A 16,517-nucleotide genomic window follows, 5' to 3' on the forward strand; every position below is an offset into this window, starting at 1 on the left:
CTCTTGCGCAGGTTTGTATGCTATGCATACCAATTGGGCAATTCCCATTGCTTAATCAATGGCCGAACCGTTCCGGTTCTCGGGGGTAAAGATTTTGGAAGCACGCGCACGTCAACGTCCTCTTGTGGCCGCCAAGGGTGGTGGAAGTGCGACGCCATCGCCTGCGCCCGCGCAGATCGACGATGATATCGGCGCGATCGACGACATTATCGGGTTCCACATCCGCCTTGCCCATGGCGCGGCCTACCGCCATTTCACCGAGACTTTTTCCGAGCTTGGCCTGACGCAGAAGATGGTCTCCGTCCTCTGGCTGATCAGCGACCATCCGCACATCGCGCAGGCCGATATCGGCCGCCGCCTGCAAATGGACCGGGCGACGACGATGGCGATCATCAACCGGTTGGAAGCGCGCGGCCTGCTGGTGCGCGGCGCGTCCACGCTGGACCGGCGCCGGCAGACGCTGACGCTGACTGCGGACGGGCAGGCGGCCCTTAGCGACGCGCGGCGCTGCATCGACGAGCATGAGCAGTGGCTCAAGTCCCGTTTCACCAAGAAAGAAGCCACGTTGCTCATCGAGTTATTGCGCCGTATTCACGAGTAGATTCGGCCTGTGAGGTCGCCGATGCGGTCCACTGCCTGGAGAGGAAAGCCCAACCATGTCATCGTCTGATCCTGTTGAGATCATTAATGAGTCGCCGATGTCCGTTCGGCAGTGGATTGTCGTGGTCTTGATGATCCTGCTGAACGCGCTGGACGGTTTCGACGTGCTGTCGAGCGCCTTTGCGGCGCCGGGCATTTCGGCGGAATGGGGCATTCCGCGCTCGGCGCTGGGCATCGTCCTCTCGGCCGAGCTGGTCGGCATGGGCTTCGGCTCGGTCATCCTCGGTGGTGTCGCAGACCGCATCGGCCGCAAGGACACGATGCTGATCTGCCTCGTCGTCATGGCGATCGGCATGTATCTGGCCCATGCCGCGACCGGTGTGACGCTCCTGACAGTGTGGCGCTTCGTCACCGGCCTCGGTATCGGCGGGATGCTGGCGGCGACCAACGCCGTGACGGCGGAATCGACCAGCAAGTCCTCGCGCAGCCTCGCCATGGCGCTTTACGTCATCGGCTACCCGATTGGCGGCGTGGTGGGCGGCTTTGCCGCGCAAAGCTGGCTGCTGGTGGAATATGATTGGCGCGCGGTGTTCATGTTCGGCGCGGTGGTGACCGCCATCATGATCCCGCTGGTCTTCTTCCTCGTGCCGGAGACGCCTGCATTCTACGCCGCGCGCCGGCCCGCGAACGTGATCGAGAAGGTCAACCGCTCGCTCCGCGCGCTGCGTAAGCGGACCATCGAGGCACTGCCGCCGCTGCGTACGGAAGGACCGCAGCCCAAGGTCACCGACATCCTGTCCAAGCCGGGCCTGCGCAAGGTCACCTGGCTGTTGGCCTTCGGCTACATGTTCCACACGCTCACCTTCTACTACATCCTCAAGTTCGCAGTGCAGATCGTCGCGGATTCCGGCTTCTCGCAGGCGGATGCCGCCAGCACGCTCACATGGGCAAATATCGGCGGTGCGATTGGCGGCGGTCTGTTCGGCTTCCTGCTCAAGAAATGGGACATCAAGGGGCCGACGATTGCCATGATGATTGCCGGCGTGGTTGCGGTGGCATGGTTCGGCATGGGGCATGGCGAGCTGGGTGAATGGCGCGTGGCGGCATTCCTGTCGATGTTCTTCCTCAACGCGGCCATTGTGGGCTTCTATGCCGCCTTCGCGCGGGGCTTCCCGGCTTATGCTCGCGCCACGGGTACGGGCTTCGTCCTCGGCGTGGGGCGCGCCGGCGCGGCTGGCTCGCCCATCGTCGCCGGGCTGCTCTTCGACGTGCTTGGCAAGGGCGAGTTGCTCACCGTATCGCTCATCATGAGCCTTGGCTCGGTATGCGCCATCTTCATGCTGCTGTTGCTGCCGATGCGCGATGGCGATGCGATTGCTCAAGCCGAGGCCAAGGCCTGAGATCTGGGTCCGCCGCCCCCTCTATGCGGGGCGGTGGATCGTCAGATACTGACTGATGTGACGAGGGCAGGGGGTCGAGGCGGTCAGCCCGCCGTGACGCGGAGCACTTCGTCCGGCCGGGCCAGCGCATAGAGCGAGAGGCCCGCAGTCTCGGCCCGCGCTGCCGCCATGCTGGTTGGGACCGAGATGGTCACAAGGGTGTGGGCGCCGGCGCGGACCGTTTTCTCCACGATCTCATAGCTGCAGCGCGCCGTGGAAAGCACAAAGCCGGTGTCCATCGTCTGCCCTGCGCGGGCCATGGCGCCGACGAGCTTGTCCAGTGCATTGTGCCGGCCGACATCCTCGCGGGCCATCAGGATGGCGCCATCCGGCGCGACAAAGGCAGCGGCGTGCATCCCGCCTGTGGCGCGATTGCCGGGCTGATGCGCACGCAGGCCCTGCAGAGCGGCGAAGATCGCCGCCGGTGAGAGCGCCTCATGCGCGGCGACCGGGGGGAGGGCACGCGAAACGGCTTCCAGATTATCGATGCCGCACAAGCCACAGCTCGACTCGGCCACGCGCGTGCGCACGCGCTCTTCGAGCTTTTCTAGCGCCAGTGAGGTGATGGTCGCACGCGCGATCCAACCGAGATCGGTCTCGACGATATCGATGCCAGTGACATCGCCCGGTTGCGCAGCCAGACCTTCAGTCAGTGCGAAGCCGGTGATGAAGTCGTCCAGATCAAACGGACTGGCCATCATCACAGCATAGGAAAGGCCGTTATATTCCAGCGCGACCGGCACTTCCGGCGCAAAGGGGCGCGCAACCGGACGGCTTGAGCCATCCGGTCGAAGGGCGACGAGGTCAGCCGGCGTCGTTGTAGCCAGGATCGTTCTCATCCGCGCTCGCGAATTCGGTGGCCCGCGTCATGTGCGGCACCGGCCCATCCACCATGGCGATGGCGCGCGCGGCGAGCGGCGACATGTCGGCGGGGTCGACGGCCTTGATGCCCGCGAGCATCCGCGGATCCCAATACATCTTGATATGGTCGGCGGTGGCGAGGGCCGCCTGATCGTGGCCCAACGCTTCGAAATTCCGCGCGATCTGGTTCGCCATGTAGATGAGGCGGCTGGCTTCCATGATGCTTACTCCGCCGCTTCAGCCGTCAGGCTGGCCACGATCCGCCGCGAGCGCTCGGACCAGCTGTTATAATCCTCCTGCCAATCGGTCGGGCCGTTGGAGGGCGTGATCTGGACAGCTGTCACCTTGTATTCGGGGCAGTTGGTGGCCCAGTCCGAATATTCGGTGGTCACGACATTGGCCTGCGTGGCGGGGTGGTGGAAGGTGGTGTAGACCACGCCCGGTGCCACCCGCTCAGTGATCGTCGCCCGCAGCGTCGTCTCGCCGGTGCGGCTGGAGAGCTTTACCCAGTCGCCATCCTTGAGGCCGCGATTCTCGGCATCGGTCGGATGGATTTCCAGTAGATCCTCAGGGTGCCAGGCCGTGTTGCCGGTGCGCCGTGTCTGCGCGCCGACATTATACTGGCTGAGGATGCGGCCGGTGGTGAGCAACAGCGGGAAGCGCGGGCCGGTCTTCTCGTCGGTCGGCACATAATCCGTGACGACGAACTTGCCCTTGCCGCGCACAAAGCCTTCGACGTGCATGATCGGCGAACCTTCATGCGTCTCGTCCTTAACCGGCCACTGCAGCGATCCCTCGCGCTCCAGACGCGCCCAAGATACGCCTGCGAATGACGGCGTCAAACGGGCGATTTCGGCGAGGATTTCGCTGGGGTGCTCGTAGTTCCAGCCAAGATCCATGGCATTGGCGAGAAGCTGCGTGATCTCCCAGTCGGCATAGCCATTGGCGGGCTCCATGACCTTGCGGACCGGCTGGATGCGCCGCTCTGCATTGGTGAAGGTGCCGTTCTTTTCAAGGAAGGTCGAACCGGGCAGGAAGATATGCGCGTAGTTCGCCGTTTCGTTCAGGAACAGGTCCTGCACGATGACGCACTCCATCGCCTTGAGGCCCGCCGCGACATGCGCGGTATTGGGGTCGGACTGAAGGATGTCCTCGCCTTGGATATAGATCGCGCGGAACGTGCCGTCGATCGCGGCGTCCAGCATATTGGGGATGCGCAGGCCCGGCTCGGCATCCAGGGTCACGCCCCAGTCCGCCTCGAACAGCTCGCGCGTTTCATCGTCGCTGATGTGGCGATAGCCGGGCAATTCGTGCGGGAAGCTGCCCATGTCGCAAGCGCCCTGCACGTTGTTCTGACCACGCAGCGGGTTCACGCCTACGCCGCGGCGCCCGATATTGCCGGTTACCATCGCAAGGTTGGCGATGGCCATCACCGTCGAGCTGCCCTGGCTATGCTCGGTGACGCCAAGGCCATAATAGATGGCGCCATTACCGCCAGTCGCGAACAGGCGGGCCGCGCCGCGCAATTCCTCGGCGGGCACGCGGGTGACGGGCTCCAACGTCTCAGGGCTGTTGCGCTCCTGCGAAACGAAGGCGGCCCAGTCCTGATACTCGTCCCAGTCGCAACGCTCGCGGATGAACGCCTCGTCAGCGAGACCTTCGGTGACGATCACATGCGCCATGGCAGTGAGCACGGCGACGTTGGTGCCGGGCTGCAGCGCAAGATGGTGCTGCGCGGCGATGTGTGGCGACTTGACCATGTCCGTCCGGCGCGGATCGATGACGATCAGCTTGGCGCCCTGACGCAGCCGGCGCTTCATCCGGCTCGCGAACACCGGGTGGCCGTCCGTCGGGTTGGCGCCGATGATCAGGATGACGTCGCTGTCCATCACGCTGTCGAAATCCTGCGTGCCGGCGGAGGTGCCGAAGGTCGTCTTCAGGCCATAGCCGGTCGGCGAGTGACAGACGCGGGCGCAGGTGTCGGTATTGTTGGAGCCAAAACCTGCGCGGATCAGCTTCTGCACCAGGAAGGTTTCCTCATTGGTGCAGCGTGACGACGTGATGCCGCCCAATGCGCGCGCACCGTGGGCGGCCTTGATGCGCTTGAGTTCGGATGCGGCGTAGGAAATCGCCTCGTCCCAGCTCACCACCTGCCAGGGATCATCCACGCTCTTGCGGATCATCGGTTGGGTGATGCGGTCCTGATGGTTGGCATAGCCCCAGGCGAAGCGGCCCTTGACGCAGCTATGGCCGCGATTGGCCTTGCCGTCCTTCCACGGCACCATGCGCACCAGCTGCTCGCCGCGCATTTCCGCGCGGAAGGTGCAGCCGACGCCGCAATAGGCGCAGGTGGTGACGACGGCCCGCTCGGGCTTGCCGATCTCGACCATCGCCTTTTCCTGAAGCGTGGCGGTGGGGCAGGCCTGCACACAGGCGCCGCATGACACGCATTCGGAGGAGAGGAAATCGTCGGACGCGACACCCGCAGACACCATGGAGCCGAAGCCGCGGCCATCGATCGTGAGCGCGAAGGTGCCCTGCACTTCGTCACAGGCGCGCACGCAGCGCGAGCAGACGATGCACTTGCTGGGGTCGAAATCGAAATAGGGGTTGGACGTGTCCTTCTGGAGACCCAGATGATTGTCGCCCGTGTAGCCATAACGCACATCGCGGAGGCCGACGGCGGCGGCATTGTCCTGCAGTTCGCAGTCGCCATTGTCCGAGCAGGTCAGGCAGTCCAGCGGGTGATCGGAGATGTAGAGCTCCATCACGCCCTTGCGCAGCTTCTGCAGGCGCGGGGTCTGGGTGTGAACGGTCATGCCGTCCATCGCCGGCGTGGTGCAGGAAGCGGGGGTGCCGCGCATCCCGTCGACCTCGACCAGGCAGAGGCGGCAGGAGCCGAAGCTCTTCACGCTGTCTGTGGCGCAGAGTTTGGGAATGTCGCCGCCGCATTCGGCAGCCGCGCGCATCACGCTCGTGCCTTCCGGAACGGTGACGGAGCGACCGTCGATGGTCAGCGTGACCATCTTCTCCGATGTGGAAGCGGGCGTGCCGAAATCGGCCTGAGGTTCATAGCCCATGACGTTCAACTCTCTCCAGGTCAGCAGCAGTGTTGATATTAACAGGTTCGCGCGGCAATTGCACGGCGCGCGCGGAAATACGGTTCGCGAAGGCCTTCATCGAATGCACGCCCTCGCTCTTGAGGATGTCGAGCGCGTCGCCGGCCGCCGAGGCGGGCCACAGGCCGATCACCGGCAGGCTCTCGACATAAGCTGGGTATGGCGACAGGCGCTGCAAGAGGTCTTGCGGCAGATCGATGGCATCGCACGGCACGCTCAGCACGGCGGGGAGCCCGCGCGCCTGTGCTTCGAGCAAGGCCGCAGCGAGTCCGGCCAGCGGCCCCATGTGCGCGGCGGGCTGGTCGGCGATACTGGCCGCGCCGTCATGCTCGCGACCGACCACGATGGTCTGCGCGCCATGCACGGCCACGGCGTCGATGGCGTGATCGATCAGGGCGCGACCGTGAAAGGTTGCCACGGCCTTGTCACTGCCGAAGCGCGTCGACTTGCCGCCAGCGATCACTGCGCCGAGAACGGCCGCGCGATCGAGGGGAAGCAGGCCGACGCAGCAGCTCATTCAGCCGCCTCGGGGAGGCTCTGACGGGCGCCGAAATCCTCGGGCCAGTGCTTGAGCGCGCTCATCACCGGATAGGGCGTAAAGCCGCCTAGAGCGCAGAGCGAACCGAACTTCATCGTCTCGCACAGATCTTCCAGCAGGACGATCTCGTCCTCCAGGCTGCGCGGCGCGGTGGGGGCGTTGTGCATCTGCGGAAGACCCTCGAGCGTATCGCGCTGGCGCGGCACGCGCGCCATGATCCGGTCAATCAGTTCCTTGCCGCGTACCGAGCCGATGCGGCAGGGCGTGCACTTGCCGCAGCTTTCCGCCGCGCAGAATTCCATGGCGAAGCGCGCCATGCCGGCCATGTCCGCGCCCTCGCCGAACACGGTGATACCACCATGGCCGATCAGCGCATCGACGGCGGCATAAGCCTCATAGTCGAACGGAATGTCGAACTGGTCCGGGTGCAGATAGGCACCGAGCGGACCGCCAACCTGTGCGGCCTTGACCGGCGAGCCGTCGTCCGTGCCGCCGCCAATCTCGTTGACGAGCTGGCCAAGCGTGATGCCGAACGCCGTTTCATACAGGCCGCCATGCTTGATGTTGCCGGCAAGCTGGATCGGCATCGTGCCCCGCGAGCGACCCATGCCATAATCGGCATAGGCCTTGGCGCCCTTGGCCAGAATGTAAGGCACAGCCGCGAGGCTGAGCACATTGTTGACGATGGTGGGCTTGCCGAACAGGCCGACCAGCGCCGGGATCGGCGGCTTGGCCCGCACTTCGCCGCGCTTGCCTTCCAGGCTGTTGAGCAGCGAGGTTTCCTCACCGCACACATAGGCGCCGGCACCGACGCGGACTTCCAGCACGAACGGCGCAACGAGATGCGCGCTGCGGCGGATCGCTTCTTCCAGCTTGGCGATGGCGTGGGGATATTCCGAGCGGACGTAGATATAACCCTTGGTCGCGCCGGTCGCGAGGCCGGCAATCGCCATGCCCTCGATCAGGCAATAGGGGTCGCCCTCCATCAGCATACGGTCGGCAAAAGTCGCGCTGTCGCCTTCGTCGGCATTGCAGACGATATATTTCTGGTCCGCCACCGCAGCCGCGACGGTGCGCCACTTGATGCCGGTGGGGAAGCCGGCGCCACCGCGACCGCGCAGGCCCGAGGCCACGACTTCCTCGACCGTCGCCTCGGCGCCGATCTCGCGGGCGCGGGCGAGGCCTTTCCAGCCGCCGGTCGCTTCATAGTCCGCAAGCTCGGTCGGGCGCGTCTTGCCGGCGCGGGCGAAGGTCAGCCGCTGCTGCTTGGCAATGAACGGATGCTCGGCAATCACGCCGATGCCGAGCGGCGACGAGCCGTCCAGAATCGCCGCAACATCATCGGCCGTTGCCGGGCCGAAGCCCTTACCGTCGATCTCCACCAGCGGCTCAAGCCACTGCATTCCCCAGCTCGAAACCCGCTCGACGGTCGCGCCCGCCCTTGCAAAGGCATCGGCAACCGCGTCGGCACCGCAGGCGATGGCCAGCGCGTCGTCGGAAATGCGCACCATGACCATGTCAGGCAATCTCCCGGATCAGCTTCTCGAGCTTGGGCGCGTCCAGCCGGGCGTGAACGGCATTGCCGATCATCGCATTGGGGCCGACGCTGCACAGGCCGAGGCAATAAATGGTTTCAATCTTCACGCGCTCGCTGGCCGCGGCAACCGCGCCATCGACCAGAGCTTCGACGCCGCGTGCCTTGCAGGATTCCGCACGGCACAGCTTGAGCACCGGCGCCGCCTTGGGCTCGGCGGTAAAATCATGATAAAAGCTCACCACGCCATGCACTTCGGCGCGGCTCAGGTTGAGCGCGAGGGCGATCTGGCGCTTGGACGCCTCGTCCACGCAGCCGAACTCGGCCTGCACGTCATGGAGGATGGGGAGAAGAGGCCCTTCGCGGCGGCTATGGCTCGCGATGATCTCGTCCAGCCGATCGGCTTTGGCGTCTCTCATGCGCGCGGGTCTCCCAAGTCTTCTTTCGTTGCTGAAATTCGTTTGTGTTACTGCCTATTTTTTGCGCGGCTGGCAAGCGCAAACCGCTGGATCGCGTTGTTGCGAGAGGCTTGCAAAAGGCGGTGTGCACGCATGGCCCGCGCGCTGGTCAGACTGGTGATGTGACGACCATGCGGGCGCAATCACGCGGCCGCTTTCAGTCCCGCCAGCCAGTCGCCGAGCATGGCGCGCCCGGCGGAGACGGCCCGAGGTCCGAGCCGATCATGGGCGGCGCGCAGGCTGTCGTTGCAGCTGCCGGATTCCGCCGCAGCCTCCGGCCATTCCTCCATCCACTGGTAGAAGCGCGCATCCTCGACCATCTCGGCATGGAATTGCAAGGCAAGCAGATGTTGTCCCCGCCGGAAGGCCTGATGCGTGTAGCGGTCGCTGGACGCAAGCAGTTGGGTGCCTTCCGGCAGGGTGAACGTGTCGCCGTGCCAGTGCAGAACCGGCACGTCGACAAGATGAGAGAGCGGGCCGGTGCGGCCGGCATCGTTGACCTTGACCGAATGAAAGCCGACCTCCTTGACCGGGCCGGGATAAACCTTCGCGCCGAGCGCCGCCGCGATCATCTGCGCGCCGAAGCACACGCCGAGCGTGGGGCGGTCGGCCGCCAGCCGCAGCGCCAGGCGGCGCAGCTGGCAGGCGATCCACGGATAGCGATCCTGCTCATACACCCCCATCGGCCCGCCCATCATGATGAGCAGATCGGGTTCTCGCAGGTCGAGCGTGGCGAAGGCGGGGTCGGTCACATCGATCCGGTGGATCGCATAGCCGGCCGCTTCCACCGGCTCCCGATATCCCGCCATGCCCTCATGGGGGACGTGCCGAATCACAAGCGCGCGCTTCATCGTCATCGTCATTGGCCTCTCGAAATGAGTGTCAGAGGCCGACGCGCGACCAGAAGTCACTGGCACTGGCGAGGGGCGGCGAGTCGTGCGGGGCCGCAGGCGCCAGTCGCCAGCTTGGATGCGGAAGGGGCGTCAGCGCGCGGCCGGCTCGCTGGGCATGATTACGGTTACGGCGGGGAATGGAACGGATAGCCATATCGTTTCTCCAGTACGGAGCACGAAGCCGGCGTTGTCGCGTGGGATTCGTGCGCTTTAGCGGTTGGTGACGCGGAGCAAGCTGACAAACATCAAAAGCCGCGTTCCGGGCTGGAGGCGGCAGCGCCGCCCGTCATTCCGGACAAAAGGGGTTTAAGCCGGGAGGTGCGGCACCGGCAATCAAGCGATCTTTGCAGGGGTGATAGTTTAGCTCGGCCGGCCGCGCGGTCGTCTGCGCGTCAAAGCACGCCGAAGGTCCAGCCTTCCGTCCGCGCCAGTTCCGGCGTCAGCGCCTGTGGTGCCCACAGGGCCGGCTCGCGATGCACCAGCCGCAGCCAGGCCGCGCTGAGCAGCGCATCGGTGGCATGGTCGCTGTATCGGCCGGTGAACCGCACATGCGGCCCGCTGGCGAGCCGCGCAAGGCAGGCATCCAATTCGGCCTCGCGAACCTTGGTCTGGCCCTTGCGCTTGCCGGCGGCGAGCGCGGCAAGGCTCGTATAAATTTCCACGATCAGACTGCCTGAGCCGGGGTCGGCATCGAACGGCCAGACCGGCATGTCCGCCTGGATACGGTGCAGCACCCGCATCCCGGTCAGGCTGGATTTGCCGACCTGCGCGGCGCCGACGAGATTGAGGTTGCTGCAGGGATTGAGGCCCTGTGCCTGCTGGGCCAACTCGGTCTGGCGCAAACGCCCGCGTCCGCCACCGAACAGATCGCCCTCCCGGCCCCCATGGCGCCGGAAATGCCGCGCGGCCTCTGGGTGATCGACAAAGGCGCCGGCCCCCAGATGCGGCTCATCGGCGCAGATGTCTTCGACCAATGCCCAGAGCTGGCGGGCGTCGGGCGGGGAACGGTCCCAGCCTGGGAAGAAGGCGCCCTTATCGGCGAAGGGCAGGGACGGGCCGAGATCAAGGCCGACCAACGTCTCGCGCGGCATGTCGCGGCGCATCCAGTCGAGCACGTCGGGGCGTGACCAGATGTGGCCGGGGCGGACCAGCGCCGGGCCAGCGCCGCTATCCGCGTCGCAGATGGCGACGGCAATGCCCGGCTGTCGCGGCCCCTGTGCGCCCGACCAGTCGATTGCGGCGAAATGGCGGAAGCGGCTCACGGGTGGCGGGTGGGATCAGTCACCGCGCAAGTCGCGCCGACGCTCATCCCACCAGGCGATGCGCTCGGCGATCCGCTTCTCGAACCCGCGCTCGGTGGGCGCGTAAAAGGTCTGCGGCGCCATCTCCTCGGGCCAGTAATTGTCGCCTGAGAAGCCGCCTTCCACATCATGATCGTAGCTATAGCCCTTGCCATAGCCGATCTCCTTCATGAGCTTGGTCGGCGCATTGAGGATGTTCGCGGGCGGCATCAGCGATCCGGTTTGTTTGGCGCTGGCAAAGGCCGCTTTTTGCGCCTTGTAGGCGGCGTTGGATTTGGGCGCGGTCGCGAGATACAGGCAGGCTTGCACGATCGCCAGTTCGCCCTCGGGCGAGCCGAGGAACTCGTATGCATCCTTGGCGGCGAGGCATTGGGTGAGCGCCTGTGGGTCGGCCAGGCCGACATCTTCGCTGGCGAAGCGCACCAGCCGGCGCAGGACGTAAAGCGGTTCCTCTCCGGCAACCAGCATCCGCGCGAGATAATAGAGCGCGGCCTGCGGATCGGAGCCGCGCAGCGCCTTGTGGAGCGCGGAAATCAGATTGTAATGCCCGTCGCGATCCTTGTCATAGACCGGCATCCGGCGGTGGAGCAGGGCGGCGAGACCCGCCGGGTCCAGCGGCTCGGTGAGGCCGATACCCTGCAGCGTCTCCACCTGATTGAGCAGGAAGCGGCCATCACCGTCAGCCGAAGCCACGAGCGCGGCGCGGGCATCGTCGGTGAGCGGCAGCGGTGCACCAGTCAACGCTTCCGCGCGCGAGATCAACGTATCGAGCGCGGCTTCGTCCAGCCGGCGCAGGATGAGCACCTGCGCGCGGCTGAGCAGCGCCGCGTTGAGAGCGAAGCTCGGATTTTCTGTGGTGGCGCCGACCAGCGTGACGGTGCCATCCTCGACATAAGGCAGAAAGCCATCCTGCTGTGCGCGATTGAAGCGATGGATTTCATCCACGAACAGAAGCGTGCGTTGCCCGGCGCGGGCGGCATCGCGCGCGGCCGCAAAGGCAGCTTTGAGGTCCGCCACGCCGGAAAAGACCGCGGAGATCGGCGCAAAGCGCATGTCCACCGCTTCGGCCAGCAGGCGCGCCAGCGTGGTCTTGCCGGTGCCTGGCGGTCCCCACAGGATCATTGAGGAGAGCCGTCCCGCCTCCACCATGCGCCCGATGGCGCCATCAGCACCGGTGAGGTGGTCTTGCCCGACCACGTCATCGAGCGTGCGCGGGCGCAGACGATCGGCCAGCGGCGCATCCGCGCGAGGCTCGGCAGGGCTGGAGGCGGCGGCAAGGCCGCCGAAGAGATCAGACATGCGGACTCATATAGGTCGGCCCGTCACCGGTTGCACGGGGCAGCTTGCATCGCATTGCGGGCCATTCGCGGGCACGCTCAAAAAAATTGCAAAAGGACCTTGTGGAAATCAGTCTAAGATATATCTTAGATCAATCTAAATTTTGGAAGGATTGAATCTTTGATGTTTCACACACGCACACATGGACGGTGCGGCCCGAATGGGCACCGTCACGCGCTCAAGGCCATGATGGGCCGGGGCGGTCGTTTTGGCGGCGGCTGGGGCGGCGCAGAGTGGGACGGGCAGGGCGGTCATGGCGGTCCGCGCGGTGGCCGTCGCGGACGCGGACGCCTGTTCGATGGCGGCGAGTTGCGACTCGTGTTGCTCAAATTGATCGGCGAGGGGCCGCGCCACGGCTATGACCTCATCCGTGCGATCGAGGAACTGACCGGCAGAGCTTATGCGCCCAGCCCCGGCGTCGTTTATCCCACGCTCACCCTGCTGGCGGAGATGGACCTCATCGCCGACAGCGAGAGCGAAGGGGCGCGCAAGCTGTACGCGATTACCCCCGCAGGCGAGGCTCATCTTGCCGAGAAGGCCGAAGAAATCGGCGGCCTGATGGACCGGCTCGCCAGCCTTGGCGCCGAGCAGCATCGATCCAACAGTGGCCCGGTCCGCCGCGCCATGGGCAATCTCAAGACGGCTCTGATGGGCCGGCTGCGCGAAGGCGAGACCACAGACGATCTGCCGCACGAAATTGCGGCGATCCTCGATGAGGCAGCGCGGAAGATCGAGCGGTTGTAAGACTGCACAGCAAAAATTCCAATCGCTCCACCGCCGGACGGTGGAGCCACCAACAGAAAGACAATCTCATGAACAGCGCAACAGCCAAGGTGCCTACGCAGAGCGGCAGCCGCTATCTCCAGCAACTGTGCAAGCACTGGTCGCACAACCTCAAGGTGGAGTTCACACCTGAGCGCGGCACGATCGTGTTTCCGCGCGATGCGCGCGGCGCCGATTGGCCGGCTGACGCTCTGGTGACGATGATCGCGCAATCCGACACGCTCGACGTGACCATCGACGCCAGCAGCCCGGAGCATCTCGAGGGCCTCAAAAGCACGGTCGCCCGCCATCTCGACCGCTTCGCGTTCCGCGAGGCGCCGCTCAGCTTTCCCTGGTCGTGAGGGTTTGAACCGGCGCGATCAGTCCGCCGGTTCGGTCTTCAGTTCTGCAAGAGCGGCTGCGATCTGCGCCGTGCCATAAGGCTTGGTGACGATCGGCACGGCGTGGAAGCGCGAGGAATCGAGACCGCTGCCATAGCCCGTCGCAAAGACGAACGGGATGCCGCGTTCGGCCAGTGCCCTGGCGACCGGCTCGCTCGTCTCCGCGCCCAAATTATAGTCGAGCATCGCCACATCGAGTGGCACGGTTGCGCAGGCGCGCAGCGCGGCCGTGACGCTGGAGGCGACCTCGACCTTTTCGGCGCCGAGTTCCATCAACGCATCCTGCCCGTCGAGCGCGATGATGAGGCTGTCTTCCACCAGCAGCACGCGCTGCCCGGCGAGCGGCAGCTTCGCCGGCTCGCGCAGATCGGCAGACGCGCCGTCCGTTGCATCGATCCGGTCCTCCGGCGCGACGCCGGCCACGAAGCGGGAGGGAATGCAAAAATGCGCTTTCACACCGCTCAGTCGGTAGTGAATCTTGGCATCGCCCCCGAGATCGTGGGGGACGGTCTTTTCGATCACCGTCGATCCAAAGCCGCGGCGCGAGGGCGGGGTGACCGCCGGCCCGCCGAGTTCAGACCAGTCGATCAACAGGCTGCCATCCTCGTCCTGCTGCCAGCTGATCAGCACTGTGCCGCTGTCGGAGAGCGCGCCATATTTGGCGGCATTGGTCATGAGCTCGTGGAAGACCAGCGAGAGCACGGTGAAGGCGACCGGCTGCAACAGGATGTTGGCGCCTTTGGTTTCCACATTGGTGCGCTTGTCGCGCAGGAAGGCATTGGCCTCGATGTCGATAAGATCCCGCAACCGTGCCGGACCCCAGCGATCGCGCGTCACTTGATCGTGCGCACGGGCGAGCGCCTGCAGGCGATCGTCCAGATTGCGCGTGAAATCCTCGACGCTGGCCGCCCCGTCGCGGGTCTGCGACACGAGGCCGCGAATGAGCGAGAGGATGTTGCGCACGCGGTGATTGAGTTCGGCGATCAGCAGCTCCTGCCGCTCCTGCGCGCGCTGCCGCTCCTCGCCTGCGCTCTCGGACAGGCGGATGAGCACTTCCAGCATGCCGACCCGCAGCGCTTCGGCAACGCGGCGTTCGACCGTCGTGAATGGCAGGCTGCGGCCCTTCACCAGTTGCGACCAGCTTTCGAAGCTTTTGCGCGGGGTGAGTCGGTCGCCATTGGGGCCGAGCTCGACCGGCTTTTCCGGGTTGCCGCCCCAGCGCACCGAGCGCATCTGCTCGCTGCGGAAGAACACCACATAGTCCCGCGGCTTTCGGGAGAGCGGGATGGCGATCAGGCCGGCGGCGACATCCGCATAAGCGGCCGCCTCGGGCAGGACGGATGAAATGCAGTCCGTCGCAAAGACCTCGCCGTGCGAGAGCTGATTGAGGATGGAGACGAGGGTTATGAACTGCTCGCGCGAGGGCGTCAGCCCGCTGAGCGAGACGGAGCCATCGACATAAGCCCCGACGCCGTCGGCAGGAATGGTATCGAACACGACCTCGCCGAGCCAGTCCGCGTCTCGCAGCAGGTTCCCATCCTGCGCGATGGAGGCCATCAAGCGATCGGTGGCGCCGCGTGCGCGCGACTCATAGCCGGCATTCTCGCTGCGTTCCCGGCTCTCGAGCATCAGCGAGAAGATCTGGCCGAACAGTTCGGCGGCCGTACGCATGGCGAGGCCGGGCAGGCGCGGCTGATAATGGTGGCAAGCGAAGAGCCCCCAGAGCTTGCCTTCCACGATGATCGAGATCGACAGCGACGCGCTGACGCCCATGTTGCGCAGATATTCGACATGGATTGGCGAAACCGCGCGGAGCAGGCAGAGCGACTGGTCGAGGACCACGCCGCTGGGATCGGTCTGCGGCACGATCGGCACGGGCTCTGCATTCACGTCAGCGATGATGCGGAAGGGGTTGCGCACATAAAGCTGGCGCGCTTGTGCCGGAATATCCGATGCGGGGTAATGTAGGCCGAGGAAGCTGTCGACGCCGGCGCTCAGCGCCTCGGCAACGACCTCGCCCGAGCCTTCGGCATCGAAGCGATAGACCATCACCCGATCGAAACCCGTGATCGCCTTCACCTGCCGGGCGCTCTCGCGAATGAAAGAGGTGAGCGTATCGGCCTGGGCGAGGCGGGACATGAGCGTGCGGACCAGCGTCGCCGCTTCACCCGGATCTTCGAGCGCGGGCTCGCATTCGATGACGATGCTGTTGCCCGAGAAATGTACGGCGACATCGTAGAGCTTGCCATCGTCGAACAGCGGCTGCGAGAACAGGCGCTCCACGGAATCATTGCCGCGCAGCATCGAGATCCGGTTGCGGATGTCGTGCTGGGCAGCGGGCGCGATGAGATCAGTGAGCTTGGAACCGAGCAGCGCATCCGCCGATTTGCCCGTGAACGCGGCGATATTGTCCGAGACGCGCCCGATCATCCAGTCGGCACTGACCGCCAGCAGGAAACCGAACGGCTGGATCGTTCCGAGAATATGGATCGGTTCGCGGTCGCAATTGGTGAGGTCGACCCGAAAGCCGGCAGGATCATTGGCCAAGTCTGGCTCCCATCGCGATGGCGCAATTTCGGTAAAGGGCGAAGGTCCGCGTCGCTGCCGCGCGGGTTTCGCGCTGCCAGACGGGGCCGTGAGTCAGGGCCTGATCTTCCAGAGCGGCGATGAAGGCACGCCACGCGCCTTGGGGGTGCACGGCGCTCAGATAATCACGCGGAAGATCGTCGGGCACGCGGCGGGCGAGCATCGCGCCACCCAGGCGCGAGCCTTCCGTCACATAGGCAGCACCCCAATGAGCCGCCGTGCTCGGGGCCCATGTCAGCGGCTCGGCCTCGGGAACGGCCTGGCCCAAGGCGTCGAGGTCGGCCGTCAGGGCCCGCACGCGCGCGGATGTGTCGATATTGGGCGAGGCTGAACGCAGCCAGCGCTCGAGCGGCACCAGCGCTGCAGCATGGGCAGACAGAAAACGGCCGTAACTCGCGCGGCTCGTCAGATCGAACTGGCTGAACAGGCTGTCGACTTCGTCGTGGTCGGCACGCGTCTCTTTCTTCAGGACTTGATGGAAGGCCACTGGCTGAGCCGCGGCTGTTGTCGGGATTTCCGCCACGCCGGGATCAGTATCGAAAGACATTGCCGTGAATTTACAGCGCGTGCCGGCAATATACAACGCGTGATCTTGCGAGCCGCGGCGAAAGGAATGGCGCAATTCGGGGCAGGGGCGGCCTTTGTCTCATCGGACACATAACGCGCCGATAGATGAACGGTTGCAGG

16 protein-coding genes are annotated in these 16,517 nt (G+C 65.2%); 4 read left to right on the plus strand and 12 right to left on the minus strand.

The window, feature by feature from the left end; genetic code table 11:
• The first annotated feature begins 58 nt into the window (after nt 1-58).
• Together M2339_RS04560 and M2339_RS04565 are read left to right on the plus strand one after the other, a co-directional pair.
• On the plus strand, nt 59-601 hold the full coding sequence (locus tag M2339_RS04560) for a MarR family winged helix-turn-helix transcriptional regulator (protein ID WP_264570599.1): 543 nt from the start codon (nt 59-61) through the stop codon (nt 599-601).
• 97 nt (nt 602-698) lie between these two features.
• On the plus strand, nt 699-2,000 hold the full coding sequence (locus M2339_RS04565) for an MFS transporter (RefSeq protein WP_264585222.1): 1,302 nt from the start codon (nt 699-701) through the stop codon (nt 1,998-2,000).
• 83 nt (nt 2,001-2,083) lie between these two features.
• Here M2339_RS04565 and fdhD read toward each other — a convergent pair whose 3' ends face one another.
• The 10 genes from fdhD to M2339_RS04615 form a co-directional block, all read right to left on the minus strand.
• Nucleotides 2,084-2,878: a formate dehydrogenase accessory sulfurtransferase FdhD gene (fdhD, locus tag M2339_RS04570; protein ID WP_264587346.1), complete on the minus strand. Its 795-nt coding sequence runs from the start codon at nt 2,876-2,878 to the stop codon at nt 2,084-2,086.
• Entirely contained in the window at nt 2,844-3,119 is a 276-nt protein-coding gene (locus M2339_RS04575) for a formate dehydrogenase subunit delta (RefSeq protein WP_264573033.1), read from the minus strand. The genes fdhD and M2339_RS04575 overlap by 35 nt, the downstream gene beginning before the upstream one ends.
• A 5-nt stretch (nt 3,120-3,124) precedes the next feature.
• Nucleotides 3,125-5,980 (minus strand): formate dehydrogenase subunit alpha, encoded by a 2,856-nt coding sequence (gene fdhF, locus M2339_RS04580; protein WP_264587345.1) that lies wholly within the window; start codon nt 5,978-5,980, stop codon nt 3,125-3,127.
• Entirely contained in the window at nt 5,970-6,482 is a 513-nt protein-coding gene (locus M2339_RS04585; RefSeq protein WP_264606167.1) for a molybdenum cofactor guanylyltransferase, read from the minus strand. The genes fdhF and M2339_RS04585 overlap by 11 nt, the downstream gene beginning before the upstream one ends.
• 50 nt (nt 6,483-6,532) lie before the next feature.
• Nucleotides 6,533-8,074, minus strand: coding sequence for an NADH-ubiquinone oxidoreductase-F iron-sulfur binding region domain-containing protein (locus M2339_RS04590; RefSeq protein ID WP_264587343.1), 1,542 nt, complete (start codon nt 8,072-8,074; stop codon nt 6,533-6,535).
• Between the two features lies 1 nt (nt 8,075).
• A complete protein-coding gene (locus tag M2339_RS04595; protein ID WP_264587342.1) occupies nt 8,076-8,510 on the minus strand; it encodes an NAD(P)H-dependent oxidoreductase subunit E in 435 nt (144 codons plus the stop codon).
• A gap of 182 nt (nt 8,511-8,692) precedes the next feature.
• Complete coding sequence (locus M2339_RS04600; protein WP_264588362.1) at nt 8,693-9,400, minus strand: glutamine amidotransferase; 708 nt, start codon at nt 9,398-9,400, stop codon at nt 8,693-8,695.
• A gap of 31 nt (nt 9,401-9,431) precedes the next feature.
• On the minus strand, nt 9,432-9,596 hold the full coding sequence (locus M2339_RS04605) for a hypothetical protein (protein ID WP_264587341.1): 165 nt from the start codon (nt 9,594-9,596) through the stop codon (nt 9,432-9,434).
• Nucleotides 9,597-9,834: 238 nt separating this feature from the next.
• Complete coding sequence (locus M2339_RS04610) at nt 9,835-10,704, minus strand: hypothetical protein (protein WP_264587340.1); 870 nt, start codon at nt 10,702-10,704, stop codon at nt 9,835-9,837.
• 15 nt (nt 10,705-10,719) lie between these two features.
• Nucleotides 10,720-12,042, minus strand: coding sequence for a replication-associated recombination protein A (locus M2339_RS04615; protein ID WP_264587339.1), 1,323 nt, complete (start codon nt 12,040-12,042; stop codon nt 10,720-10,722).
• A 162-nt stretch (nt 12,043-12,204) separates the two neighbouring features.
• Here M2339_RS04615 and M2339_RS04620 point away from each other — a divergent pair, with 162 nt between their 5' ends.
• Together M2339_RS04620 and M2339_RS04625 are read left to right on the plus strand one after the other, a co-directional pair.
• A complete protein-coding gene (locus M2339_RS04620) occupies nt 12,205-12,825 on the plus strand; it encodes a PadR family transcriptional regulator (RefSeq protein WP_413714714.1) in 621 nt (206 codons plus the stop codon).
• Nucleotides 12,826-12,893: 68 nt separating this feature from the next.
• Nucleotides 12,894-13,205 carry a DUF2218 domain-containing protein gene (locus M2339_RS04625; protein ID WP_264587338.1) on the plus strand — a complete coding sequence of 104 codons (312 nt, stop codon included), beginning with the start codon at nt 12,894-12,896 and terminating at the stop codon, nt 13,203-13,205.
• Nucleotides 13,206-13,223: 18 nt separating this feature from the next.
• Here M2339_RS04625 and M2339_RS04630 read toward each other — a convergent pair whose 3' ends face one another.
• Both M2339_RS04630 and M2339_RS04635 read right to left on the minus strand, forming a co-directional pair.
• A complete protein-coding gene (locus M2339_RS04630; protein WP_264606168.1) occupies nt 13,224-15,791 on the minus strand; it encodes an HWE histidine kinase domain-containing protein in 2,568 nt (855 codons plus the stop codon).
• A complete protein-coding gene (locus M2339_RS04635; protein ID WP_264606169.1) occupies nt 15,781-16,452 on the minus strand; it encodes a biliverdin-producing heme oxygenase in 672 nt (223 codons plus the stop codon). The genes M2339_RS04630 and M2339_RS04635 overlap by 11 nt, the downstream gene beginning before the upstream one ends.
• Between the last annotated feature and the right edge of the window lie 65 nt (nt 16,453-16,517).

It is taken from the genome of Sphingobium sp. B2D3C, assembly GCF_025961835.1.
Classification (GTDB): Bacteria; Pseudomonadota; Alphaproteobacteria; order Sphingomonadales; family Sphingomonadaceae; genus Sphingobium.